The organism is Lelliottia sp. RD5, from assembly GCF_056032945.1.
This window is the reverse complement of the sequence record NZ_JBVYHQ010000003.1, coordinates 481,598-506,153: the sequence shown is the minus strand read 5'-3', so window position 1 is coordinate 506,153 and position 24,556 is coordinate 481,598. Positions and strand designations below refer to the sequence as shown.

Genomic DNA, 24,556 nt, shown 5'->3' with positions numbered 1-24,556 from the left:
CATCTGATATCGCTCTATTGTTAGAGTCATCAGACCTGCAGAACAAATAATAAAAACCAGCATCTTATTCCATTATGGAATATCAGCTCACGAGTTGCAGTTCACGATTCTCCAGCGACGGACGGCTTACCAGCGACATCAGAATTTCTTTCACGGCTTGTGCCTGAGGCGACAACGAACCGCGCGCAGACATATTCAAGGACAACGGCAGACTCATTGATGGCGTGGTGATCCGCGCCATCCAGCCATTCGCCGCGCTGCACAGAGAGCGTGCCGCAGATTCAGGCAGGACCGTTACACCCATTCCGCTGGCAATCGCGGCGGTCAGGGTAGAGATAGAGTCGATCTCACCGATGATTTTTGCCGTCAGGCGACGCAGAGAAAACGCTTCATCCACGCGCACGCGAACGGCACTGTAATCTCGCGGTAAGAACAGATTCATCTCCGCCACGGCCGTCAGGTCGATGCTTTGACCCGGGCAGTCGCGCGTGCCGACCAGATAAAGGTCTTCTTTCAGCAGCGGCTGACTGGTGATCCCCGCAATCGGTGAACGGTCATAAAGCACTGCCATATCCAGCTGGCCGTTGAGTAATTTATCATTCAGTACCGAACCGCTGTTTTCATGCAGATAAACCAGCACGTCTGGCAGCTCGGCGCGCACAGCCTGAAGCAGCGGCATGGTAATAGAGGAGGCAGCGGTGCCCGGTGCCAGACCGATAGAAACCTGGCCGCTCAGCGTGTGTCCAACGTTGCACACCGCCAGCTGGGCTTGCTCACACTGGCGCAAAATCGTACGCGCATGGGTATAGAGAATTTTGCCCGCTTCGGTTGGCGTGACGCCACGCTTGGTGCGGATTAAAAGCTGCTGGTCCAGTTCACCTTCCAGAGTGGCCACCTGCTGGCTCAGCGCAGGCTGTGCGATATGCAACACTTCCGCGGCCTGGGTCAGGCTACCGATATCGACGATTTTTACGAAGTATTTCAGTCGTCTAAAGTTCATTTTGCCCCCTGTTAAAATGCAGTGCCGGTACTGGCGCTTGTTGTTGATTGGGTTTTGCAATATGGATGCCAGTTTTTAAGAGAGGTCTGATTAGTTCGCTAAGCGGCTGAAAATAAGGAAATCTAATCACGGCAGCGGGTTTTATTACTGAAACAGCGGTTTATGATCTGCCCCATAAGGGGTACATCTGCACCAGAATTGTGCAATCCGTGATAAAAAGCGGCACTTTGCTGATTTTGTCAGCAAACGATGATCAGAAGGCGATCCAGCCTTTGACAAGCGTCTGCGAGGTCGATAATATGCGCCCCGTTCACACGATTCCTCTGTAGTTCAGTCGGTAGAACGGCGGACTGTTAATCCGTATGTCACTGGTTCGAGTCCAGTCAGAGGAGCCAAATTAGAAAAGCCCGCTTAAGGAAACTTAAGCGGGCTTTTTGCTTTTCCGGAACTGGATTAGCGCGGTGCTTCCGTGCGCCACCTGCGGGTTAACGGTTTCTCAACTTCCACAATCAGGAACATCACAAAGCCGATGATGAAGGTGATGACCCAATAGCGGAACGGTAGGGACTCGGTACCGAACAGCATCTGCATAAACGGCGCGTAGATAATCAGCAGTTGCAGCACCAGCAATACCGCCGTCACGATCCAAATCCCCCGGTTCGCCAGCAGCCCTTTGCTCAGAGAGAATCCATCGGACACGCGGCAGTTAAGCATGTAGAACCATTGCGCGGTCACCAGGGTTTGCAGCAGCACGGTTCGGATAAACTCCGGCGAATATCCGCGCGGCTGTAGCCAGGCTTCAAGCACGAAAGCGCTCACCGCGATCATGGAACCGACAAACACCACGCGCCAGATGGCAAACCCATCCATCACGTGCAGTTTGGGGTCGCGCGGCGGCCGATTCATGATGTTTTTCTCCCCCGCTTCAAATGCCAGCCCAAAGGAAAGCGTGGCGGAAGTCGCCATGTTCATCCACAGGATCAGCACTGGCGTCAGCGGAATCAGGTTGCCTGCCAGCAGGGCAATAATAATTAACAGTCCCTGCGCCAGGTTGGTGGGCATGATAAAGAGAATGGTTTTTTTCAGGTTATCGTAAACCCGCCGCCCTTCCCTTACCGCACTGGCGATGGTGGCAAAGTTATCATCGGTCAGAACCATGTCCGCCGCTTCTTTGGTCACCTCCGTCCCTTTGATGCCCATGGCAATCCCGACGTCAGCCTGTTTCAGGGCGGGCGCATCATTCACGCCATCGCCGGTCATCCCGACCACCTCTTTCTTGCTTTGCAGCGCCTGCACCAGGCGGAATTTATCCTCCGGGCTGGTACGCGCAAAAATATCAAATTTCTGCGCGGCGTCGCTCAACTGGCGATCGTCCATCACTTCAAGCTCGCGCCCGGTAATGGCATTGTCGGTATTGCCGATACCCAGCATTTTGCCAATGCTCATCGCCGTTTGCGGGTGATCGCCAGTAATCATTTTGACGCGAATGCCCGCCTGCAGACAGTCGCCGATCGCAGTAATGGCCTCAGGACGCGGTGGGTCCATCATTCCGGCAACCCCAAGCAAAATCACACCATGCTGCAAATCATCATGCGTCAGCTCCGTTTGCTCCAGACTCGCGGGCTTCCAGGCTGCCGCGACCATGCGCAGCCCTTCGCGCGCATACTCCTCGATTTTCGCTTCCCAGTAAGGTTGGTCGAGCGGCTCAAGGCCCGCTTCAGTCTGCTGGTGCTGACACAGCCTGAACAGCACATCCGGGGCACCGGTAATCAGAATCAACTCTTCATCCCCAATGCGATGAAGGGTCGACATATATTTGTACTGTGAATCAAACGGGATCTTGCTGCGCAGCTGCGTCTCAACCGAAGGCAACGGGATTTTCGCCGCAAGGACTTTTAATGCCCCCTCCGTTGGCCCGCCAGTAATCTTCCAGAAGCCCTGATCGTCTTTCATCAGCTGACTGTCGTTACACAGGTCAATCGTGCGCAGGTAGCGCTCCAGCAGCGAGCCGGGGGCGACGGTAACGGGCGTGGGATCATTGATGGGATGGACGTTCCCTACCGGTTCGTAGCTATCACCCTCAACACGATAAATCGTGTCGGCGGTGATCACCGCTTTGACCGTCATCTCGTTCATCGTCAGCGTGCCGGTTTTATCCGAGCAGATCACGGTCATCGCGCCCAGCGTTTCGACGGTTGGCAATTTGCGAATAATGGCCTTCTGCCGGGCCATCGTTTGCACGCCAAGCGACAGAATAATCGAAATGATTGCCGGCAACCCTTCCGGAACCGAGGCCACCGCAAGGCTAATGAGCGAAAGCATGAGCTCGGAAACGGGCATATCCCTGAACAGGACGCTAAAGACAAACAGCGCCGCCATCATGACCAGAATGATAATGAAAATGGCTTTCCCGAGCTTATCCATCTGTATCAGCAGCGGCGTTCGCTGTTGCTCAATATCCGACATCATCTGGTTGATATGGCCTAATTCAGTATCAGCCCCCGTGGCAATTACAACGCCCTGCCCGCCGCCGGAACTGACCGTGGTCCCCGAAAACAACAGGTTAGTACGATCACCCAGCGGGAGTTCACCTTCAAGCCGGTCCGTTATTTTTTCAACGACCGTTGACTCGCCGGTGAGAATCGCCTCTTCCACCCGGAGATTGTGTGCTTCAATAATTCTGAGGTCGGCCGGTATGCGATCGCCTGCGCGGATCACAACGATGTCGCCAGGCACCAGCGCCGTTGTCGGGATGGTTTCATGATTGCCCTGACGCACCACCACGGCCTCGCTGGAGAGCATATTGCGGATACTTTGCAGCGATTTTTCAGCGTTACTTTCCTGAATATAGCCAATCAGCGAGTTGATCACTGCCACGCCCAGGATGACCAGCGTATCCACCCAGTGTCCCATCACCGCCGTCAATACCGCCGCCGCAAGTAATACGTAGATCAGCACATCGTTGAAATGGGCTAAAAATCGCAACCATGCAGGTTTGCCCGGCTTTTGCGGCAGCGCGTTTTCGCCATACTGCTGAAGCCTTGCCGTGGACTCTGCACGGCTGATCCCCTCCGCGGTACTGGCTGTCGTTGCCAGCGTCTCTTCCACGGAAAGTCGGTAAAAGGGTTGTTCCGGTTTTTCTGTCTTCATCGATCCGTCCTCACGTCCTGAACTCAAAAGCACGCTTTTCCATTGACGCCGTTACCGCACGACAAAAACCGGAACGTGCGCGTAACGAACAATGTTCGCCGCGTCTGACCCCAATAAATGCGTCTGAATATTGGGATTGCGTGAACCGATAATGATCACGTCCGCCGCGAGATCGTCGGCTAACTGGGTGACTTCGTCGCGGACATTCCCGCCGCGGACATGAAGATGAATGCGATCCTCAGGAAAATTGATTTTTTTGGCGAACGCCGCCAGCTTTTCTTTTGAATTATTAATCATATAGTCATCCATTTTTCGCGCATCCGAAATAAACCCGCGCGTCAATTCTGGCGAGAACTTTGGAATAACGTGAAGAAGATGGATATCAGCTGAAGCACTTTGCGCGAGGAATTGAGCGTGAGCCACGGCTTTATCCGCCAGCCCGATTTCGTAGACATCGACAGGAACCAGAATATTTCTGTACATAGCGAGCATCCTTTTATAACCCATACGAGTAGTCATAAATGACATTACACATAATGAAACGCAGGAAATTAGCTCTACAACCAAACACTAAACGCTGAAGGGGATGGTATTAACCGTAGCACAGCAGATTGAATATGATAAAGTTACTCATAACTATCTGAAAAATATCAGCTTAATAATACACACCTTGATTCATCCCTCTCGCTGCGCATATCCGCGTTACTCCCAACATTAAGATATGTTTAACCTTTTATTATTTCTGCGACTATTATCATTAGCAGGCATTACGGCTAACTCAGCCCTCCACGCAGACTTCAAATTGTCATCATTAACTCGCTTACGTTTAAAGATAAGGGAGAAGAAATGTTTGGATATAGTTTGATTCGCCTGATTTTCTTTATTGTCCTTGCCATCGTCACCAGTTCCGCCGTGGGTCTATTGACTTATCTGGTGGTGTCCGCGCTCGCAGAATAGAAACGTCATTGCTAAATGTACGGAATAAAGAAATTTTATATTTATTAGGGGAATATCGTGAATCGTTACATTTCTCTTCTACCCGTCCTTATATTACTGACAACGGCCTGCGACCCCAAAACCCAGGAAACGGCGCCCCAGCCACGCATGGTGAAAGTCGCCGTGGTAACGGCAGCAGGTCAGGCGCAGCAGCGCGTCTTCCCGGCGCGAATTGAGTCTGGCGACGCTACCGACCTCTCATTCAAGCGCGGCGGTCAGATTGAAACGCTCGATATCCGTCAGGGAACCAGCGTCAAACAGGGTCAGCCGTTGGCCCAACTCAATACGCGAGAAGTCCTGCAGCGCGTCAAAGATCGCCAGACTTCTGCCACGCTTGCGCAGCGGCAATTCGATCGCTTCCAGACGCTGGCTGGCCGTCAGGCCATTTCGAAAGCGGAAATGGACGTTCAGCGGGCCACCCGCGACTCCGCCAATGCGGCGCTGAAAATCGCGCAAGAAGAGTTGAATCAGATGACGCTGGTAGCCCCGTTTGGTGGCGTTGCGGCCAGCGTTCACGTCCGTAATCATCAGGTTGTCAGCGCCGGTCAGCCCATTCTGACGCTGACGCGCACCGATTTGCTGGATGTGGTGTTTAGCATTCCAGAAAACCTGTTCAAAACCCTGGATATTCGTAATGCCAACTACCGCCCCGTGGTGAAGATTAACTCGATGCCGGATCGCGAATTCAGCGCAGTCTACAAAGAACACACCGGCAGTAGCGACAGCAATACGCTGACCTGGCAGGTTATTTTAACCCTGCCGCGCCCGGATGATTTCCCGGTCGTGGGCGGCGTCAGCGGAACAGTCACCATCAATCTGGCCAATCTCCCGGCAGGCGCGGGGCAAAATGCCCTGGTCGTCCCAGTCGAAGCGGTGTTTAACCCGGATAACAGCCCACGCAATGAGCCACATGTCTGGGTTGTGCAAGGCGACGGCGACAAACTCCAGCTGGAGGATCGCAAAGTGAGCGTTGGGCAAGTCACCGCCCAGGGCGTCATTGTTACCGAAGGCCTCAAAGCGGGAGAGCGCGTGGTGGCTGCGGGTGTGGGGGAATTGCACGCTAAACAGCCCGTTCGCATCTGGACGCGTGAGCGAGGTCTGTAATGGATATCTCCCGCCAGTTTATCGACAATCCCATTCGCGTCTGGCTGACTATTCTGCTGCTGGGCGTCGGCGGTATTTTTGCGCTGCTGAACATTGGTCGTCTTGAAGACCCTGCTTTCACCATTAAAACGGCGGTGGTCATTACTCACTATCCCGGTGCCTCCGCGCAGCAGGTCGAAGAAGAGGTCACCCTGCCCCTGGAAAACGCGTTACAGCAGCTTCCCTCGCTCGATAACGTGAGTTCGATTTCATCAAATGGCTTATCGCAAATAACCGTCAATATCGCGTCGCGCTATCACTCCAGCGAACTGCCGCAAATCTGGGATGAGCTGCGCCGTCGCGTCGGTGACGCTTCGCGCCAGTTTCCGCCAGGCGTCGTGACGCCGTTTGTGAATGATGATTTTGGCGATGTGTTTGGTTTCTTCTTTGCCCTTTCCGGCGATGAATTTACTAACGCTGAGCTGGCCCGCTATGCCGAGCAGCTGCGGCGCGAGCTGGTATTGATCCCCGGCGTTGGCAAAGTCGCCATAGGGGGCGCGATACCGCAGCAGATCAATGTCGATATCTCGCTACCCAAAATGGCCGCGCGCGGCATTACGCTCACGCAGCTTTCCGCGCTCCTAAGCCGGGTGAACGTGGTGTCTAACGCCGGTGAGATCGCCTCCGGCACCGAGTCAATTCGCCTGCATCCGACCGGCGAATTTGAAAACATCGATGAGCTGGGCGATTTGATTATCACCCCATACGGTACGGGAGCCGCGACGCGTCTGCGTGATATTGCGACGCTGTCACGCGGGCTGACGGAGTCGCCTTCCAGTATCTATCACGCCAATGGCCAGCAGGCCGTGACCATGGGTGTGTCATTTATTCCCGGCGTCAATGTGATTGATGTGGGGCGTGCGTTAGAGGCCAAGCTCAAGCAAATGTCGGCAGAAAAACCGGCGGGCATCAATATCGATCTGTTTTACGATCAGGCTGCGGAAGTGGGGCATTCGGTTAACGGATTTATCATCAACTTCCTGATGGCGCTGGCGATTGTTATCGGCGTTCTGCTGATTTTTATGGGCGTCCGCAGTGGGATTATTATCGCGCTTTCCCTCGCGCTTAACGTGTTAGGCACGCTGCTCATTATGTATCTCTGGGGGATCGAGCTGCAGCGCATTTCTCTGGGGGCGCTGATTATCGCCCTGAGCATGCTGGTCGATAATGCGATTGTGATTGTCGAAGGGGTGCTGATCGCCCGACAGCAGGGCTCAACCCTGATGACCGCCGTCAATTACGTGATTCGCCGCTCGGCGCTACCGCTCTTAGGCGCAACGGTGATCGCTATTCTGGCGTTTGCGCCCATCGGGCTTTCTCAGGATTCGACCGGGGAATACTGCAAATCGCTGTTCCAGGTTTTACTGATTTCGCTGATGCTGAGCTGGTTCTCGGCGCTGACGATTACGCCGGTGATGATCAAATGGTGGCTGTTCAAAGGGCAAAAAACAGCGGAAACGCCAGCGCAAGCCGATCCTTATAACGCGCGGTTTTACCAAATTTATCAGCAGATGCTGAACGCCCTGCTGGAGCGCAAAGCGGTGACGCTGACGTTGATGGCTGCACTGCTGGTCGCGGCGGTCTGGGGTTTTGGCTCGGTGCGGCAAAACTTCTTCCCCTCATCGAACACGCCTATTTTCTTCGTCGACCTGTGGTTACCTTACGGAACGGATATCAGCCAGACTGAGAAAATAACCAGCGACATCGAAAAAGCGATTAACGGCCAGGATGGCGTGGTGGTGACGGTGTCGACTATCGGCCAGGGAAGCATGCGCTTTATTTTGACCTACAGCGGCCAGCGCCAGTACAGCAATTACGCGCAAATTATGGTGCGCATGGACGACCAGCGCAATATTCCGGCACTTACCCGCCACGTCGATGACTACATTGCCCGCCACTATCCCCAGGTTAACGCCAGCACCAAACGCGTGATGTTCGGCCCGTCCGGTGACAGCGCCATTGAGGTGCGAATCAAGGGACCCGAGCCGGACAGGCTGCGTCAGATCGCCAGTCAGGTTGACGATATTCTCAGTCGCGATCCGGCCACCGACAGCGTGCGAAACGACTGGCAGAACCGCAGCAAAGTGATTCGTCCGCAGTATTCGCCAGCATTGGGGCGGGAACTGGGCGTCGATAAGCAAGATATTGATAACGCACTGGAGATGAATTTCTCCGGGAGTCGGGTGGGGTTATACCGCGAAGGCTCGGATCTGCTGCCCGTCGTCGTCCGTCCGCCAGAAAACGAACGCCAGGATGCAAATCATCTCAATAACGTGCTGGTGTGGAGTCAAAACCGTCAGCAGTACATTCCGATAAGTAACGTGGTGAGCGACTTTACGCTGGAGTGGGAAGATCCATTGATCCTGCGCCGCGACCGCAGCCGCGTGCTGACGGTTCAGACCGACCCGTCGCCGCTTAGCCAGCAAACCTCGGGCGATATTTTGGCGCGGGTTAAACCGCAGATTGATGCCCTGGCGCTGCCGCACGGCTACAGCATCGAATGGGGTGGTGACGCAGAAAGTTCCAGCGAGGCGCAGCAAGGGGTCTTCTCAACGCTGCCGATTGGGTATCTGGTGATGTTTATCATCACCATCCTGATGTTTAGCTCGGTGAAAAACGCCGTTGCCATCTGGCTGACGGTGCCGCTGGCGCTCATCGGCGTGACGCCCGGTTTTTTGCTGACCGGCATTCCGTTCGGTTTTATGGCGCTGATCGGGTTATTGAGCCTCAGCGGCATGCTTATCCGTAACGGCATTGTGTTGGTCGAAGAAATTGAACAACAGAAGCAGCAAAAACCGCAGCACGAGGCGATTGTCTATGCCGCTACGTCGCGTTTGCGCCCTATTCTGCTGACCGCATTTACCACCGTGTTAGGACTGGCTCCGCTCCTGCGTGATGTGTTCTTCCAGAGCATGGCGGTAGTGATTATGTTTGGCCTGGGATTCGCAACCATCTTGACGCTTCTGGTGCTTCCGGTTATTTATGCCTGTTTCCATCGACCGCCAGGGACAGAAGCACCATGAATTCAACCGGACTGAATATTCTTAAAACGCTGGGATGCATGACGGCGGTGACGTTTTTTACCCTCTATAACACCTGGGACCGTTACGACTACGATTACCACTGGATCCTGGGGTTTCTGACGTTTATCTCGACCATCGCCACACCGCTGTTTTTTGTAATAGCGGGCTATCTCGACGCACAATCGCGGCACGGTGCCCGCTGGCAAGTCGGTAAAATCCAAAGCATCGTGATCGTCTTTCTGTTCTGGATGACGGTTTATTACCTGTGGGAGCCTTATCAGCGCGGCTATTTAATCCAGCCGTGGTTTGTCTTTACCTTTATTGTGATTTACACCTTCCATCCGGTTATCGAATGGTTGAGCCAGCGCCGCAGACTGTTTTGCTGGGGAATATTTTCGCTGCTGCTTTTTGCCTACGGCTACGATTTGCTGGCGGCGTTATATCCCGAAAAACACCTGCTTTCGCTCGCGCCGCAATATCGTTTGTGGACCTGGCTGCTGTTTTACCTGACCGGTCAGCTGTTTTTTGACCCGCTGATTGCCGCCTGGATCAGCAAAGACAGGGTGGTCAAAATAGCGCTCGGGGCAATCCCGTTAATTTATCTGTTCACCTGGTTTTACGAGCAGCATTTCTTTTTTGCCCTGTTCAAGGCCGACCGCAACGCGTTTATTCTGACGGGCTCGCAAATCTATTTTCTGATTGTAGCGCTGGTTATCGCCGCCAACGGCGTGCGCTTTCGCCGCAACGTTGAGTTTAAAGAGGCTATTTTAGCCACCATCAGCAAGACAATGACCGGGGTGTATATTCTTCACTATTCGGTTTTTCACCTTCTCACCGCGCTTATTCCCGTGACGTCACTGTCGACGAAATTCATCCTGATGGCGCTGACGTTCATCGCCTCGGTGCTGATCTCAATGCTGGCGCTATCGCACTCATTGATCAAAAAAGTGATTACGATTTAGATACCCGGGGTTAAAAGCCGTAGCGCAGCCAGGCAAATAATACGTTGCCGTTATTGTAGGTGCCCGGAATGTAAGTGAACTGGACGTTCAGGTTCTTATAGCCGGCAGAAAATAGCGGTAAAACGATGGGTAACGGCACATAGTTAGCAAAATCTTTGCGTGCCGTGATCCCTGCGGTCACGCCCAACCCCAGCCGGAAATCCCGCGCATTATCCAGATACCAGCCATTTTCCCAGCCATAGCCGATGATGGGCTGCCATTCGTTATGCGAGTCCTTAAACATCATGGCGTAAAGCGAACTCCAGTCGCCCTCTTCATCGTAGCGAGAAATACCAAAACCCCCGCCCGACGGCATTTCGTTGTAATTGTCGGTTTTTTCTTTGTCATACATAAAACGCGCATGCCAGCTCAAAAAGGGGACATACAAATCGTAGTGCTGCGGTTCGTTCCACGTCTGCGAAACATCGGTGGTCCATTCGTTCCACCAGCGGCTGATACGCTGTTCGCCGTACACCCCAGGCTCAGCGCGCAGTGAAAACGTCATAAACACAGCCATGAATACAAAAGCAATTCGAAGTTGTCGCATCGTTAATCCCTCAGCAATATCGCACGACGATATTCAATACTGTAAACCATCCTTTGCCTGCCAACCGGAAACCGACGCGAATTCATTACGATTTCGTCTCATTTTTTCGGCAATGAGACGATAAAATCATTTTCTCCCGGCCCCTGTCGGGGTAGTCTCATAAGCGTTGCCTATGATTGGTGACGCGAATGTGAGTAATCTTTTCCCATACTAATAATAAAAAATCGGTACAGACAGGACTTAACATGGATTCCACCCTCATCTCCGATCGCCCAGGCGAGGAGACACCATCGCTCACCCGCGCCCGTCGCGCAGCTTTTGGTAGCTTCGCCGGAGCCGTCGTCGACTGGTATGATTTTTTGCTCTACGGCATCACCGCCGCACTGGTCTTTAATCGCGAGTTTTTCCCGCAGATTAGCCCCGCCATGGGGACGCTCGCCGCGTTCGCGACCTTTGGCGTGGGATTCCTGTTCCGGCCGCTGGGCGGCATTATCTTCGGGCATTTTGGCGACAAACTGGGCCGTAAAAGAATGCTGATGCTCACCGTCTGGATGATGGGCATCGCCACCGCGTTAATTGGTATTTTGCCCTCTTTCGCCACGATAGGCTGGTGGGCACCCGTCCTGCTGGTGACGCTGCGTGCAATCCAGGGCTTTGCCGTTGGCGGAGAATGGGGCGGCGCAGCGCTGCTGTCCGTTGAAAGCGCGCCAAAACACAAAAAAGCGTTCTACAGCAGCGGCGTGCAGGTCGGTTACGGCGTGGGCTTGCTGCTCTCAACCGGGCTGGTGTCATTAATCAGCCAGCTCACCACCGATGAGCAGTTCCTGAGCTGGGGCTGGCGCATACCGTTCCTGTTTAGCATCGTACTGGTGCTGGGCGCGCTGTGGGTGCGTAACGGCATGGAAGAGTCGGCGGAATTCGAAAAACAGCAGCGCGAAAAACCGGTCGTCAAAAAACGTCTGCCGGTGATGGAAGCGCTGTTTCAGCATCCCGGCGCATTCCTGAAGATCATCGGCTTGCGTCTGTGCGAGCTGTTAACGATGTATATTGTCACCGCGTTCGCGCTGAATTATTCGACGCAAAACCTCGGTTTGCCGCGTGAGCTTTTTCTGAATATTGGCCTGCTGGTCGGGGGCATTAGCTGTCTGACCATTCCGTGCTTTGCGTGGCTTGCCGATCGCTTTGGTCGTCGGCGCGTCTACATTACCGGTGCGCTGATCGGAACGCTCAGCGCCTGGCCGTTCTTTATGGCGCTGGAAGCGCAGTCGCTGTTCTGGATTGTGTTTTTCGCCATCATGCTGGCGAATATCGCCCATGACATGGTGGTGTGCGTCCAGCAGCCCATGTTCACCGAGATGTTTGGTGCCCGCTATCGCTACAGTGGTGCGGGCGTCGGCTATCAGGTGGCCAGCGTCGTCGGTGGCGGATTTACACCGTTTATCGCCGCCGCGTTAGTGACCTTCTCGGGCGGCAACTGGCATAGCGTGGCGATTTATCTGTTGGCGGGCTGCCTGATTTCCGCCGCGACGGCGCTGTTCATGAAAGACGCACGCGCCTGATGTCCTGACTTTTTTTTCACATACGTGTGACATACTATCGAGTGACGTCGCACTTATGTGGAACAAGGAGACAGACATGAATAATAAGGGCTCCAGCCTGACACCGGCTCAGGCACTGGAAAAACTGGACGCGCTGTATGAGCAATCTGTCAGCGCCCTGCGCAGCGCCATTAGCGAGTATCTTGAAAACGGAAAACTGCCTGATGAAAAGGCCCGATTAGATGGCCTTTTTGTTTATCCCTCTCTTTCTGTGACCTGGGACGGGGGCACCACCACAACGCCTAAAACCCGTGCCTACGCCCGTTTTACCCACTCAGGCTGTTACTCCACCACCATCACCCGCCCCGCGCTGTTTCGCCCTTACCTTGAAGAACAGCTGACGCTGCTGTATCAGGATTATGGCGCGCACATCGCCGTTGAACCGTCATTGCACGAAATTCCCTATCCCTACGTGATTGATGGCTCCGCACTGACGCTGGATCGCTCCATGAGCGCGGGCTTAACCCGCCATTTCCCCACCACCGAGCTGTCGCAGATTGGCGATGAAACCGCCGATGGGATTTATCATCCTGCTGAATTTTCGCCGCTGTCGCATTTCGATGCCCGCCGCGTCGACTTCTCGCTGGCGCGTCTGCGTCACTACACCGGGACGCCAGCCGAACATTTCCAGCCGTTCGTGCTGTTCACCAACTACACCCGCTACGTGGATGAGTTCGTGCGCTGGGGTTGCAGCCAGATCCTCGATCCCGATAGCCCTTACGTGGCACTCTCGTGCGCGGGGGGGATCTGGATCACCGCCGAAACTGAAACGCCGGAAATGGCCGTCTCCGACCTGGCCTGGAAAAAACACCAGATGCCCGCCTGGCATTTGATTACCGCCGATGGCCAGGGCATTACGCTCATCAACATTGGCGTCGGCCCGTCGAATGCTAAAACCATCTGTGACCACCTCGCTGTTCTGCGCCCGGACGTGTGGCTGATGATTGGCCACTGCGGCGGTCTGCGCGAAAGCCAGCTGATTGGCGATTACGTTCTGGCTCACGCTTACCTGCGTGACGATCACGTTCTTGATGCGGTTCTGCCGCCCGATATTCCGATCCCAAGCATCGCAGAAGTGCAGCGCGCGTTGTACGACGCAACCAAAGAAGTCAGCGGTATGCCAGGTGAAGAGGTTAAACAGCGTCTACGCACCGGCACCGTCGTCACCACCGACGACCGCAACTGGGAGTTACGTTATTCGGCATCGGCGCTGCGCTTTAACCTGAGCCGCGCGGTGGCAATCGATATGGAAAGCGCCACCATCGCCGCCCAGGGCTATCGCTTCCGTGTGCCTTACGGCACGCTGCTGTGCGTTTCCGATAAACCGCTGCACGGCGAGATCAAGCTACCAGGACAGGCCAACCGCTTCTACGAAGGGGCGATTTCCGAGCATTTGCAAATTGGTATTCGCGCTATTGATTTACTGCGTGCGGAGGGTGACAAGCTGCATTCCCGTAAGTTGCGAACCTTCAACGAGCCGCCGTTCCGCTAATAATAAGGAAAACGATGAACACTACATCACCGCTGTCGGCGCTTCGCCACTGGCTTCATGACAATCAATTCGCGGGCATGATTGTGCCTCGCGCCGATGCGTGGCAAAGCGAATACTGCGCATCATCCGATGAAAAACTGGCCTGGCTTACCGGGTTTGATGGCTCCGCCGGGCAGGCGTTGGTGCTACACGATCGCGCGCTGCTATTTGTGGACGGTCGCTATCAGGTCCAGGCTCGCGTTCAGGTCAATCTGGATGATATTGAAATTCACCATCTGCATAACGAACCGCTGGCCGAGTGGCTGGCGGAAAACCTTGACGCCGGCACCCGCATCGCGTTTGACCCAATGCTCATGACCCAAACGGAATATCAGCAACTTTGCGCTACGCAGTGCGAATTCGTTCCGCTAACGGAGTCACCTTTCGACACGATCTGGACTGACCGCCCTGCTGCGCCCGCGGGTATGATTCGCGAGATGCCGGAAGACATTAGCGGTGAAAGCAGCGTGGCGAAACGCCAGCGCATTGCTCAACTGCTGGCGGCAAAAGAGGCCGATTACGTGGCGATCACCCTGCCGGACAATATTGCCTGGCTGCTGAACGTGCGCGGTTCTGATATTCCGACCAGCCCGGTGCCGCTCTCGTTCGTCCTGCTGAGCCGCGAAGGAAACGTCGAATGGTTTGTTGATGGCGAAAAGATTCGCGATCTCCCCGCATCTGCACTGGAATCGGTCGTGGTTTCAGCCCAGGACGATTTTGTCCGTCGCTGCCAGCAGATTTCCGAAGGCAAACGCGTCTGGGTGGATGCTGATTCAGCACCTGTCGCATTGCGTTTTGCCATTGAGCCGCAGGGTGAAATTCTCTGGCAAGCTGATCCAATCACCATGATGAAGGCGCAAAAAAACGCGGTTGAACTGTCAGGCTATCGCGAATGTCATCAGTTCGATGGCGCAGCCTGGGTTAATTTCCTCGCCTGGCTGTCACGCGAGGTCCCGCAGCGCGAAGCCGCGGGTCATCCGCTGACAGAGCTGGAAGCGCAGGCACAACAGCTGGCCTTCCGTCAGCAGCAGCCCCATTTTATCGAGCAGAGTTTTGCCACAATTTCGGCGTCTGCCAGCAACGCGGCAATGTGCCATTACCACTCAAGCGAAGCGACCAACAAACCGATCGTCAGCACGCATTTTTATCTGAATGATTCAGGCGGGCAATATCACAACGGCACCACCGATGCGACGCGCACGCTGGCCTACAGCAAGCTCGATGCACAGCAGCGTCTGCATTACACCGCCGTGCTTAAAGGCTTTTTGTCGCTCATTACGCTGCAGTTCCCGTCGGGGACGCAGGGGCATCAGCTGGACGCTTTTGCGCGTCGTCCGCTGTGGGAGTTGGGGCTTGATTACGATCACGGTACCGGGCATGGCGTGGGACATCAGTTATTGATCCACGAAAACCCGCAGCGTATTGCGAAAAAAGTGAATCCGTGGCCGCTGCTGGCTGGCAGCATCATCACCATTGAGCCGGGCTATTATCAGGCGGACAGCCATGGTATTCGCATTGAAAACCAGGTTGAAATTGTGGAAAGCATGCCCGGTTTCTGCAAATTTGCTTCGCTCACGCTGATCCCCATAGATTTGAGTCAGGTTGAGCTGAACTTGCTGAGCGAGCAGGAGAAACAGTGGCTGGACAGTTATCACCAGCAGGTGAGAGACATTCTGTCGCCTCTGGTTGAGAGCGACGCGCGGCCGTGGCTGTTTGAAGCGACGGCACCGATTCGCGTGAGCCGATAGGCATGATGGGGGCGTCGCCCCCTCTTTCCGGGCAAGACGTTTCACATTTGCCTTGCGCAGAAAAGCAAAAAGCCTGCTTTAAAAGCAGGCTTTTCTAATTTGGCTCCTCTGACTGGACTCGAACCAGTGACATACGGATTAACAGTCCGCCGTTCTACCGACTGAACTACAGAGGAATCGTGTGAACGGGGCGCATATTATCGACGTGCCCCTTCATTGTCAAAGACTGAATGCGCAAAAAAGCTCGTTTGCCGATTTATTCTCCACTTTGCGCATTTGAAAGACTTTCTGGCAGTTTTTTATGCTCAGGTTCCGCCTTTTTTCGCGGGTATTTCCATAGCCATCGCCCGCTCACCATCCGCCAGTAGAACAGAACCCCACGAACCGCCCAATCAAGGAACATCCCCAGCCAGACGCCGACAACGCCCATGCCGAGCATAATCCCCAGCGTATAGCCCGCCACTACGCGGCATCCCCACATTCCCAGCATCGAGACCCACATCGCGAAGCGTGCATCGCGTGCGCCTTTTAACCCGGCAGGTAGCACCCAGGAGGCGGCCCAGATCGGCATAAACGCCGCGTTCAGCCAAATGAGAATTTTCACCACCTCTTTGACGTCGTCTTCCCGGGTATAGAACGAGGCCAAAAGCCCGGCAAACGGCGCCGTCCCCCACGCGATGAGCGACAGGCCAATCGTTGAGAGCCAGAACACATGGCGCAACTGGCGCTCCGCCTGCGCAATTTGTCCCTTGCCCAGTCGTTTACCCGTAATAATCGTGGAAGCGGACCCCAACGCATTGCCCGGCAAGTTAATCAGCGAGGCAATTGAGAAAGCAATAAAGTTACCGGCGATGACGTCAGTCCCCATCCCGGCAACAAACATTTGGGTAAGCAGTTTCCCGCCGTTAAACAGCACCGATTCGATACTCGCCGGAACACCAATCCCCATGACTTCCCAGATAATGGCGAAATTGAACGGGCGGAAATAACTTTTCAGCGAAATGCGCAGCGCGGGATTAAAGCCCACCATCAGCACCACGATAATCGCGATGGCACCGATGTAACGGGAGATCGTCAACCCTAAACCGGCGCCAACAAACCCCAACCCTTCCCACGAGAAAGCCCCGTAGATAAGAATGCTGCTGATGATAATGTTCAGGATATTCATCCCGCCGTTAATGAGCAGCGGGATCTTGGTATTACCCGCACCGCGCAGCGCACCGCTGCCGATAAGCGCGATGGCTGCTGCCGGATAACTCAGCACCGTCATTTCGAGATAAGTGAGCGCCAGAGCTTTAACGTCGCTTGTCGCCTCCCCGGCGACGATGTCGATAATCTCTTTGCCAAAATAGTGGATCACTGCCGCGAGAATGATAGAAAAAATCGTCATGATCATCAGCGACTGCCGCGCCGCTTCGCGCGCGCGTTTGGGATCAAGCTTGCCCAGGCTAAACGCGACCACGACGGTTGTCCCCAGATCAATCGCCGCGAAGAACGAGATGACGACCATATTGAAGCTGTCGGCCAGACCCACGCCGGCCATCGCCTCTTTACCCAGCCAGCTCACCAGGAATGTGCTCAACACGCCCATCAATAGAACGCAGGTATTTTCCAGGAAGATAGGCACAGCAAGAGGGGTGATTTCACGCCAGAACAGAACACGGTAACTTTTGCGTTTGGCATACCAGGGCGTGCGCATGACGGCCTGACGTAGAGCGGCAGTGACGTTCAAAATGGACCTTAAAGAGAGAAAGTTGAAACTACATTTCAAATGATGATTGAGAAATGCTAATCCTGCAAAGTATTTTCAACAAAAAACTGTGGGCAAAAGTGACAAACTGTCGACAGATTCACCAGTTAAGCAAAACAACGTAAGATCAGGTTTGACAAAACTTTTTTCGCCGCTAAGATAAGCCTCCTAACCGATTCCTCTGTAGTTCAGTCGGTAGAACGGCGGACTGTTAATCCGTATGTCACTGGTTCGAGTCCAGTCAGAGGAGCCAAATTTAAAAAAGCCTGCTTTCGAGCGGGCTTTTTGCTTTTTAGCGTCAGGCAATCACTCAAAAAAAAAAAAGCCTCCCTGCTTTCGCAGAGAGGCGTAGTCTTTCCTCGCAGCAATTACTCGTTTTTCGCTTCGCTGCTTTTGATTTCGCCGATGACTTTCAGCTTTTTAGAGATGTCGCGGCGCTCTTTGGACAGCTCAGCATTTTTGATGATGTAGTCGTCAACGCGATCTTCATAATCGGTCTTCATGCTGGCGATGATGCCCTGAATGGCTTCTACGCTCATACCCGGCTTGATGTAGTCGCTCAGGTTATCAAGTAGCAGAACACGTTTCTGGTTGTCACGGATCTTCTTCTCAACGTCCTGAATTTCACGCTGCAGTTTGTTTTTGCGACGGAACAGGCGGACGAATTCCAGAACATCCTGGAACGAAGGCTTGGTAGTTTCCATTTTGATACCCCTGATAATGTGAGATTCGGATTCGTTTAAGCAACCACTGTACCGTTAACCTTACTGACAGCCGTTGCGAATGACAATGAGTATATCGTTTGCCCTATCATAACCTCAAATGCTGCTGAATCGTAGCAGCAGGCGTCACATCCGCAGACGCCTGCTTTTTATTTGCGCAGCGCCCGGCAGATGAGATGCGACAGCAACTCTAATTGTCTCGCCATCTCCATGCTCAACCACACATAGCCGTGGATGGGCGTTTCTGACACATTGTCACCCTGATGCTCACCGATCAACTGCTTAAGCTCAGCAACGATTTCGTTCAACCGCTCGCTGTTGGCAAGAATAGGCTGCGGATTCCCCTCGTAAAGTGCGTGAGCGATGGTGAGCAGCGTTTGCTGGGTCATCTGCTGAGTCTCTTTCAGCGTGTTCGCATTCAGAAGGACAAAGTGACTGGCACGAGACGCCCAGTGCGCGTTTATTTGCAGTTCCAGCATGCATACCAGATTGCGGCTGACGGTTTGAATCGCTTCGAAAATGGCTTTCTGGATGTGCGTCTCTTTGCTGGCAGGAACAATGAGCCCACGCATTTTGACGACATCATTGAGGATTTTTTGCAGATGCTTTTCGAGCCGTGGGCGTTCCACAAGGTTAGGTGAAAAACCCGCCTGATAGACACGATTGAACGCGGTCACATAGTTGGCCATCTGGATGCGCCAGTGCAGAAATGCGCGTTGAGGCCAAATCCCGGTAAAGAGCATCGCTAACAGCGAGCCGAGAATAACATCCCCTCCTCGCCACAGGGCCGTTGCCATGTCTCCAGCCGGTGCACCGACAACGACAGCGAGCGTAATTCCAATCAGCAGAGCCTGATACGGTTTTTTGCCCAGCGCCAGCCAACCGCATAGGAACATCGCCCCCGCACACCAGAGCAACATCACGGGCAACGAAATCAGCTCAAGCTTTAATGCAATCAACCCTAATGCGGAGCCAAAAATCGTGCCGCCGATTCGCTCAAAGGCGCGTGGGACCACATTTCCCCAAAAAGATATCGGCCCCATGATGACCACCAGCGTGATCAAAGGCCAGGTTCCTTCAGGGATATCCAGCAAACGCACCAGTAAAAAGGTGAGGATGAAAGCCAGCGCGATGCGGCAACCATGCACGGCGCGGTAATTCCGATACAGTCGGATTTCAAAAGGCGTTAATGATTTGTCGGGGCGCACACCCGCTCTCCAGATACACGGCAAATCACAATTGTACTGTGTTTTCTGCCAGACGTATCACGCCCGGCAGAAAAACCCTACAAAACCCAGGAATTAGCATTGTTACCCGGCTTTGTTTTGCACGGGCACATACATCTCGATATCCCAGTAACCATCGGCATTGCCATCATTGAGATAGCGTTCAAAGCAGGGTTTAGGGGCGATTTGATAATGATTGTCTTCGAGCAGGCTATTAAAGAAGCTATGCCATGGGGTGGCGAAATCATGGTTTTCAACGCGTGCTATGGCAATCGCATAGTCACCGGCAGCTACTTCGGTAAGGATTACGCCTTCGCTGTTTGCCGGGATGGCAAAATCATCAGGAACGGTGACAGCCGTATCGCAGCGCAGCTTCTCCGCCGGGACTTCGTCTGGATTATCATAATAGACAGCGACCCATTCAAGCGGCTGAATATGATGTCCATCCACCCACATCATGAGTTGCTCAAAACCTTGCTTAACGGTTTGCTCCCACGGCCCTACCATATGAAAACCGGCAATCTTACGCTTCTGTTGCTGCTTGATGCTGTAGTCCATACTGCCTCCGTTTATTACTGTGTATTTATACACTATAAAGCAGATTCTTTATGTCCAGCAAATATGACGTGTTGATTATGCGAGCAGACTCGCAGGAGTGCCAGTCTGCTCGTTACCGTGTAAATTATCCGTCAGGCTTTATGGTGCAGATAATCACTCAGACGTGAAAACACCCCCCCCTTACCGACGCTTTCCAGCGTGACTAATGGCCAGTGCGCCACAATTTTATCGCGATCGTAAAGCTCAATTTCCCCTACGCGCTGATGCGCAGCAATGGGGGCTTCAAGCTCTTTTTTATCGAGTACGTATTTGGCTTTAATGTTGGCGACTTCCGCTTTTGGTAGAGCCAGCCAGAAATCCTGGTTCGTACCAAGGGAGATGTGTTCTTTATCGCCGTACCAGATGCGCTCAGTGCCCACTTTTTTGCCATTGTGCAAGATTTGCACGGTATCGAAGTTTTGCTGGCCCCAATGCAGCAGTTTGCGCGCCTGATCCTCGCGCCCTTTCGGACTCTCCCCGCCCATGATCACCGCAATCAACCGGCGCTGACCATCGACAGCCGAGGCAATCAGGTTAAATCCGGCACCAGACGTGTGCCCGGTTTTGAGTCCGTCGACCTTGAGGGTCTTATCCCATAGCAACCCATTACGGTTTTGCTGCGTGACGCCATTCCAGGTCAGACTCTTTTCACTGTACATATGATAAAAATCCGGCTCGCCGTGGATAATCGCCCGCGAAAGCACCGCCAGATCATAGGCGGAGCTGTGTTGCCCGGGTGCATCCAGCCCGTGAACCGTTTCAAAATGGGTGTCACGCAAACCCAGTTTTTGAACATACTCGTTCATCATATTGACGAATTGCGGCTGTCCACCCGCCACATAGTCCGCCAACGCCACGCAGGCATCATTACCCGAATCAACAATTAACCCCCGGCTCAGGTCGCGAACCGAAACGCGCTCACCTGCTTTCAGGAACATCAGTGATGAGCCGTCAAATACCGGATTGCCCTTCGCCCACGCATCGCGGCCGACGGTAACCATATCGTCAGGCGTAATGCGATGGCTGTCGATAGCACGATCGACAACATAGCCGGTCATTAACTTGGTGAGGCTGGCCGGATTACGCTGTTGATGTTCGTTGCCCGCCGTTAAAATTTGACCCGTGGTATAGTCCATCAGCACCCATGAGCCAGCCTGTATAGCAGGCGGCTGCGGTGAAAAATCCAACGGATCGGCCGCCAGGGCAGAGGTAACACTCGAAGCGAGTAAAGAAAGAGCAATAAACAGACGGCGTTTCAACGATATATCCTCAGTCATTAAAAATCGTTGCCCTTTTTACGGAAAATCTCATGCCGTTACCTGATTAAATTGCAAAAAAATGTGACGGACAGCAATGTTTGGAATGGAAGCATGCTCGCAAATCTTCGAGATAAACGTGCTTTTTGTTCTGTCTGATGACCCTGATGGTTTACCATAGCGAAGCAACTTTTTAACAGGATGGTATTACTGGTGTCAGATTCCGCCGCGCTTCCCACTTTTCTCTTCCACGATTACGAAACCTTTGGTACCAGCCCATCGCTGGACCGACCTTCGCAGTTCGCGGCGATCCGCACTGACGCTGATTTCACAATCATTGGTGAGCCGGAGGTTTTTTACTGCAAACCTGCCGATGATTACCTGCCGCAGCCTGGTGCCGTGATGGTCACAGGAATTACCCCACAGGAAGCTCGTGAGAAAGGCGTAAATGAAGCGGAATTTGCCCGCCGCATTCACGCACTTTTTACCGTGCCGAATACCTGTGTGGTGGGCTATAACAATATTCGCTTCGATGATGAAGTCACGCGCAACGTCCTGTATCGCAATTTCTACGATCCCTATGCCTGGAGCTGGCAAAACCGTAATTCACGTTGGGATTTACTGGACGTGATGCGCGCGTGTTATGCGCTGCGCCCGGAAGGAATCAACTGGCCTGAAAATGAAGACGGGCTACCAAGCTTCCGTTTAGAACATTTGACCCGCGCCAACGGGATTGAACACAGCAATGCGCATGACGCCATGGCGGACGTTTACGCCACCATCGAGATGGCTAAGCGCGTCAAAAGTGCGCAACCCAAACTGTTTGAGTATCTGCTGAGTCACCGTAATAAACAGAAACTGATGACGCTCATTGACGTCCCGCAGATGAAGCCGCTGGTGCATATTTCCGGTATGTTCGGTGCCTGGCGCGGGAATACCAGCTGGGTCGCTCCGCTGGCGTGGCATCCTGATAACCGTAACGCGGTGATTATGGTCGATCTGGCCGGAGACATCACGCCGCTGCTTGAGCTGGACAGCGATGCCCTTCGCGAGCGTTTATACACCCCTAAAAGTGAGCTGGGCGATGATGCGGCGGTTCCGGTTAAGCTGGTGCATATCAATAAATGTCCCGTGCTGGCACAGGCGAATACGTTGCGCCCGGAAGATGCAGAGCGGCTGGGGATTAACCGCCAGCAGTGTCTGGATAATCTCAAAGTCCTGCGCGATAACCCACAGGTTCGCGATAAAGTGGTGGCGATTTTTGCCGAAGCTGAACCGTTTGTTCCGTCTGATAATGTTGATGCGCAGCTCTACAACGGCTTTTTCAGCGATGCTGACAGAGCCGCGATGAATATCGTTCTGCAAACCGATCCGCGCAATTTACCTGCCCTGGACATCACGTTCGCGGATAAGCGTATTGAGAAGCTGATGTTTAACTACCGGGCGCGCAACTTTCCCGGCACGCTGGACGAGAGTGAGCAAGAGCGCTGGTTACAGCATCGTCGCAACGTCTTTACGCCGGAATATTTACAACGTTATGCGCAAGAACTGGAAATGCTGTTTACGCAGTATGAAGGCGATGCGGAGAAACAGAATCTGTTGAAAGCTTTGTATCAGTACGCGCAAGAAATCGTTTAAGGGTGCCCATCTGCTTGAGGGATATTGGCAAACTGAACGGCTTTCAGGCATAAAAAAACCGGAGACATTATCTCCGGTTTTTTTTCAGAAAATGCTAATTACTGCGCGATATCTTCGTACTGTGGCACAGGGTTGCGGAAGCTTTTCGTCACGCACGCCAGGTAAACCAGACCGATACCACCCCAGATGAGACCCAGAATCATTGAGCTTTCTTCGAGGTTAATCCACAGCGCGCCAACGGTCATTGCGCCACACAGCGGCAGGACCAGGTAGTTAAAGTGGTCTTTCAGCGTTTTGTTGCGCTTCTCACGGATCCAGAACTGCGAGATCACGGAGAGGTTAACAAAAGTGAACGCCACCAGCGCACCGAAGTTAATCAGCGCCGTTGCTGTTACCAGGTCGAATTTAATCGCCAACAACGCGATCGCGCCGACCAGCAGCACGTTCCATGCTGGGGTACGCCATTTCGGATGAATATAACCGAAGAAGCGCGTCGGGAACACACCGTCACGACCCATCACGTACATCAGACGCGAAACGCCTGCGTGGGCAGCCATACCGGATGCCAGCACGGTGACGCTTGAGAAGATCAGCACGCCCCACTGGAAGGTTTTACCGGCAACGTAGAGCATAATTTCTGGCTGTGATGCATCCGGATCTTTAAAGCGAGAAATATCCGGGAAGTACAGCTGCAGGAAGTAAGACGCGCCGATAAAGACCATGCCACCCAAAAGCGCAGTCAGAAGGATTGCACGAGGAATCACGCGCTCAGCGTCTTTGGTCTCTTCAGACAGAGAAGAGATCCCGTCAAAGCCCAGGAACGAGAAGCACAGGATGGTTGCACCGGTAATCATCGGCACAACGTGCGCACCTTCAGACCAGAACGGACGGGTGCTGGTTAGCGTACCGGCACCTTCACCGTGCGCGACACCGTAGACAATCAGACCGACGATAACCGCCACGATACCCATCTGCAGGATAACGATCAGCGTATTGAAGTTGGCGACGGTCTTAATGCTGCGCAGGTTTGAGATGGTCATAAAGGCCACCAGCGCGACAACAAAGAGCCACGATGGCACAGAAGGCACCAGCGCTTCGAAGTAAATTTTTGCCAGCAGAATGTTGATCATCGGCATGAACAGATAGTCCAGCAGAGATGACCAGCCCACCATAAAGCCAACAGCCGGGCTAATGGATTTCTGAGCATAGGTGTACGCAGAGCCAGCGGACGGGAAACGGCGAACCAGTTTACCGTAGCTCAACGCCGTAAAGAGAATAGCGACCAGCGCAAAGGCATATGCTGTTGCAACGTGACCGTCTGTGAGGCCTGAGACGATACCAAACGTATCGAACAGCGTCATCGGCTGCATATAGGCAAGGCCCATCATGACAACCGGAATCAACGTAAGTGTCTTACGTAATTCCACGCGAGAGGTTTGTGGAGTAGCGTTAAGCGACATGGTTATTCCCCATTACGGTGAGAGCCAGCGCGTAAGCAAATGATTGCCCCATTTTCTGAATTCCTCAGCGACAACAACTGTCGGTTTTTGTAAGTATCTATCCGGTACGAAGCCCGGCCTCTTGGTTTTAAATGACGTTTTGATACATGCAAAAAAAAATAACCGACGCC

At 53.6% G+C, this 24,556-nt stretch carries 18 protein-coding genes, 3 tRNA genes and 1 pseudogene; 9 read left to right on the top strand and 13 right to left on the bottom strand.

Annotated features, from left to right (window positions below; translation table 11 throughout):
• Positions 1–82: 82 nt before the first annotated feature.
• Positions 83–1,000: a nitrogen assimilation transcriptional regulator NAC gene (nac, locus tag AC0LWE_RS13290; protein WP_015959566.1), complete on the bottom strand. Its 918-nt coding sequence runs from the start codon at positions 998–1,000 to the stop codon at positions 83–85.
• A gap of 319 nt (positions 1,001–1,319) precedes the next feature.
• Between nac and AC0LWE_RS13285 the strand changes: the two genes are divergently transcribed.
• A tRNA-Asn gene (locus tag AC0LWE_RS13285) sits at positions 1,320–1,395 on the top strand.
• A gap of 58 nt (positions 1,396–1,453) precedes the next feature.
• Here AC0LWE_RS13285 and AC0LWE_RS13280 read toward each other — a convergent pair.
• Together AC0LWE_RS13280 and AC0LWE_RS13275 are read right to left on the bottom strand one after the other, a co-directional pair.
• Positions 1,454–4,150, bottom strand: a complete 2,697-nt coding sequence (locus AC0LWE_RS13280) for a cation-transporting P-type ATPase (protein ID WP_219347610.1) — start codon at positions 4,148–4,150, stop codon at positions 1,454–1,456.
• A gap of 51 nt (positions 4,151–4,201) precedes the next feature.
• On the bottom strand, positions 4,202–4,633 hold the full coding sequence (locus AC0LWE_RS13275) for a universal stress protein (protein ID WP_059179586.1): 432 nt from the start codon (positions 4,631–4,633) through the stop codon (positions 4,202–4,204).
• A gap of 531 nt (positions 4,634–5,164) precedes the next feature.
• On the opposite strand from AC0LWE_RS13275, the gene AC0LWE_RS13270 reads away from it, so the two are divergent.
• The 3 genes from AC0LWE_RS13270 to AC0LWE_RS13260 are packed head-to-tail and all read left to right on the top strand — an operon-like array spanning position 5,165 to position 10,274.
• The gene (locus AC0LWE_RS13270) at positions 5,165–6,250 is read left to right on the top strand and encodes an efflux RND transporter periplasmic adaptor subunit (protein ID WP_216981225.1); all 1,086 of its coding nucleotides are present in this window, start codon (positions 5,165–5,167) and stop codon (positions 6,248–6,250) included.
• Positions 6,250–9,312, top strand: a complete 3,063-nt coding sequence (locus AC0LWE_RS13265; protein WP_219347609.1) for an efflux RND transporter permease subunit — start codon at positions 6,250–6,252, stop codon at positions 9,310–9,312. The genes AC0LWE_RS13270 and AC0LWE_RS13265 overlap by 1 nt, the downstream gene beginning before the upstream one ends.
• Entirely contained in the window at positions 9,309–10,274 is a 966-nt protein-coding gene (locus AC0LWE_RS13260; RefSeq protein ID WP_059179583.1) for an acyltransferase, read from the top strand. The genes AC0LWE_RS13265 and AC0LWE_RS13260 overlap by 4 nt, the downstream gene beginning before the upstream one ends.
• Before the next feature lie 10 nt (positions 10,275–10,284).
• Here the strand turns inward: AC0LWE_RS13260 and pagP are convergent, their stop codons facing one another.
• Positions 10,285–10,860 (bottom strand): lipid IV(A) palmitoyltransferase PagP, encoded by a 576-nt coding sequence (pagP, locus tag AC0LWE_RS13255; RefSeq protein WP_131489307.1) that lies wholly within the window; start codon positions 10,858–10,860, stop codon positions 10,285–10,287.
• Positions 10,861–11,105: 245 nt separating this feature from the next.
• On the opposite strand from pagP, the gene shiA reads away from it, so the two are divergent.
• From shiA to AC0LWE_RS13240, 3 genes are all read left to right on the top strand, one after another.
• Entirely contained in the window at positions 11,106–12,419 is a 1,314-nt protein-coding gene (gene shiA / locus AC0LWE_RS13250; protein ID WP_219347608.1) for a shikimate transporter, read from the top strand.
• Positions 12,420–12,495: 76 nt separating this feature from the next.
• Entirely contained in the window at positions 12,496–13,950 is a 1,455-nt protein-coding gene (locus AC0LWE_RS13245) for an AMP nucleosidase (protein ID WP_059179580.1), read from the top strand.
• A gap of 14 nt (positions 13,951–13,964) precedes the next feature.
• Positions 13,965–15,737, top strand: coding sequence for an aminopeptidase P family protein (locus tag AC0LWE_RS13240; RefSeq protein ID WP_219347607.1), 1,773 nt, complete (start codon positions 13,965–13,967; stop codon positions 15,735–15,737).
• Between the two features lie 100 nt (positions 15,738–15,837).
• Here the strand turns inward: AC0LWE_RS13240 and AC0LWE_RS13235 are convergent.
• The 3 genes and pseudogenes from AC0LWE_RS13235 to AC0LWE_RS13225 all read right to left on the bottom strand — a co-directional run.
• A tRNA-Asn gene (locus AC0LWE_RS13235) sits at positions 15,838–15,913 on the bottom strand.
• Positions 15,914–15,993: 80 nt separating this feature from the next.
• The gene (locus AC0LWE_RS13230; RefSeq protein WP_202667560.1) at positions 15,994–17,508 is read right to left on the bottom strand and encodes an EmmdR/YeeO family multidrug/toxin efflux MATE transporter; all 1,515 of its coding nucleotides are present in this window, start codon (positions 17,506–17,508) and stop codon (positions 15,994–15,996) included.
• Positions 17,509–17,544: 36 nt separating this feature from the next.
• Positions 17,545–17,643: pseudogene (locus AC0LWE_RS13225) on the bottom strand (hypothetical protein); the annotation flags it as partial.
• Between the two features lie 21 nt (positions 17,644–17,664).
• On the opposite strand from AC0LWE_RS13225, the gene AC0LWE_RS13220 reads away from it, so the two are divergent.
• Positions 17,665–17,740: transfer RNA gene (locus AC0LWE_RS13220), tRNA-Asn, on the top strand.
• Between the two features lie 115 nt (positions 17,741–17,855).
• Here the strand turns inward: AC0LWE_RS13220 and AC0LWE_RS13215 are convergent.
• The 4 genes from AC0LWE_RS13215 to dacD form a co-directional block, all read right to left on the bottom strand.
• Positions 17,856–18,191 carry a DUF496 family protein gene (locus AC0LWE_RS13215; protein ID WP_219347606.1) on the bottom strand — a complete coding sequence of 112 codons (336 nt, stop codon included), beginning with the start codon at positions 18,189–18,191 and terminating at the stop codon, positions 17,856–17,858.
• 167 nt (positions 18,192–18,358) lie between these two features.
• A complete protein-coding gene (locus AC0LWE_RS13210) occupies positions 18,359–19,417 on the bottom strand; it encodes an FUSC family protein (protein ID WP_131489317.1) in 1,059 nt (352 codons plus the stop codon).
• A gap of 102 nt (positions 19,418–19,519) precedes the next feature.
• Positions 19,520–19,993, bottom strand: coding sequence for a DNA gyrase inhibitor SbmC (gene sbmC / locus AC0LWE_RS13205; RefSeq protein ID WP_059179576.1), 474 nt, complete (start codon positions 19,991–19,993; stop codon positions 19,520–19,522).
• Between the two features lie 131 nt (positions 19,994–20,124).
• Complete coding sequence (dacD, locus tag AC0LWE_RS13200; RefSeq protein ID WP_165500950.1) at positions 20,125–21,297, bottom strand: serine-type D-Ala-D-Ala carboxypeptidase DacD; 1,173 nt, start codon at positions 21,295–21,297, stop codon at positions 20,125–20,127.
• 204 nt (positions 21,298–21,501) lie between these two features.
• On the opposite strand from dacD, the gene sbcB reads away from it, so the two are divergent.
• On the top strand, positions 21,502–22,926 hold the full coding sequence (sbcB, locus tag AC0LWE_RS13195) for an exodeoxyribonuclease I (protein ID WP_234593810.1): 1,425 nt from the start codon (positions 21,502–21,504) through the stop codon (positions 22,924–22,926).
• Between the two features lie 98 nt (positions 22,927–23,024).
• On the opposite strand, the gene AC0LWE_RS13190 is transcribed toward sbcB, so the two are convergent.
• Both AC0LWE_RS13190 and yoeI read right to left on the bottom strand, forming a co-directional pair.
• A complete protein-coding gene (locus AC0LWE_RS13190) occupies positions 23,025–24,386 on the bottom strand; it encodes an APC family permease (RefSeq protein WP_015959628.1) in 1,362 nt (453 codons plus the stop codon).
• Positions 24,376–24,438 (bottom strand): membrane protein YoeI, encoded by a 63-nt coding sequence (gene yoeI / locus AC0LWE_RS13185; protein ID WP_096335045.1) that lies wholly within the window; start codon positions 24,436–24,438, stop codon positions 24,376–24,378. Before yoeI ends, AC0LWE_RS13190 begins: the two co-directional genes overlap by 11 nt.
• Between the last annotated feature and the right edge of the window lie 118 nt (positions 24,439–24,556).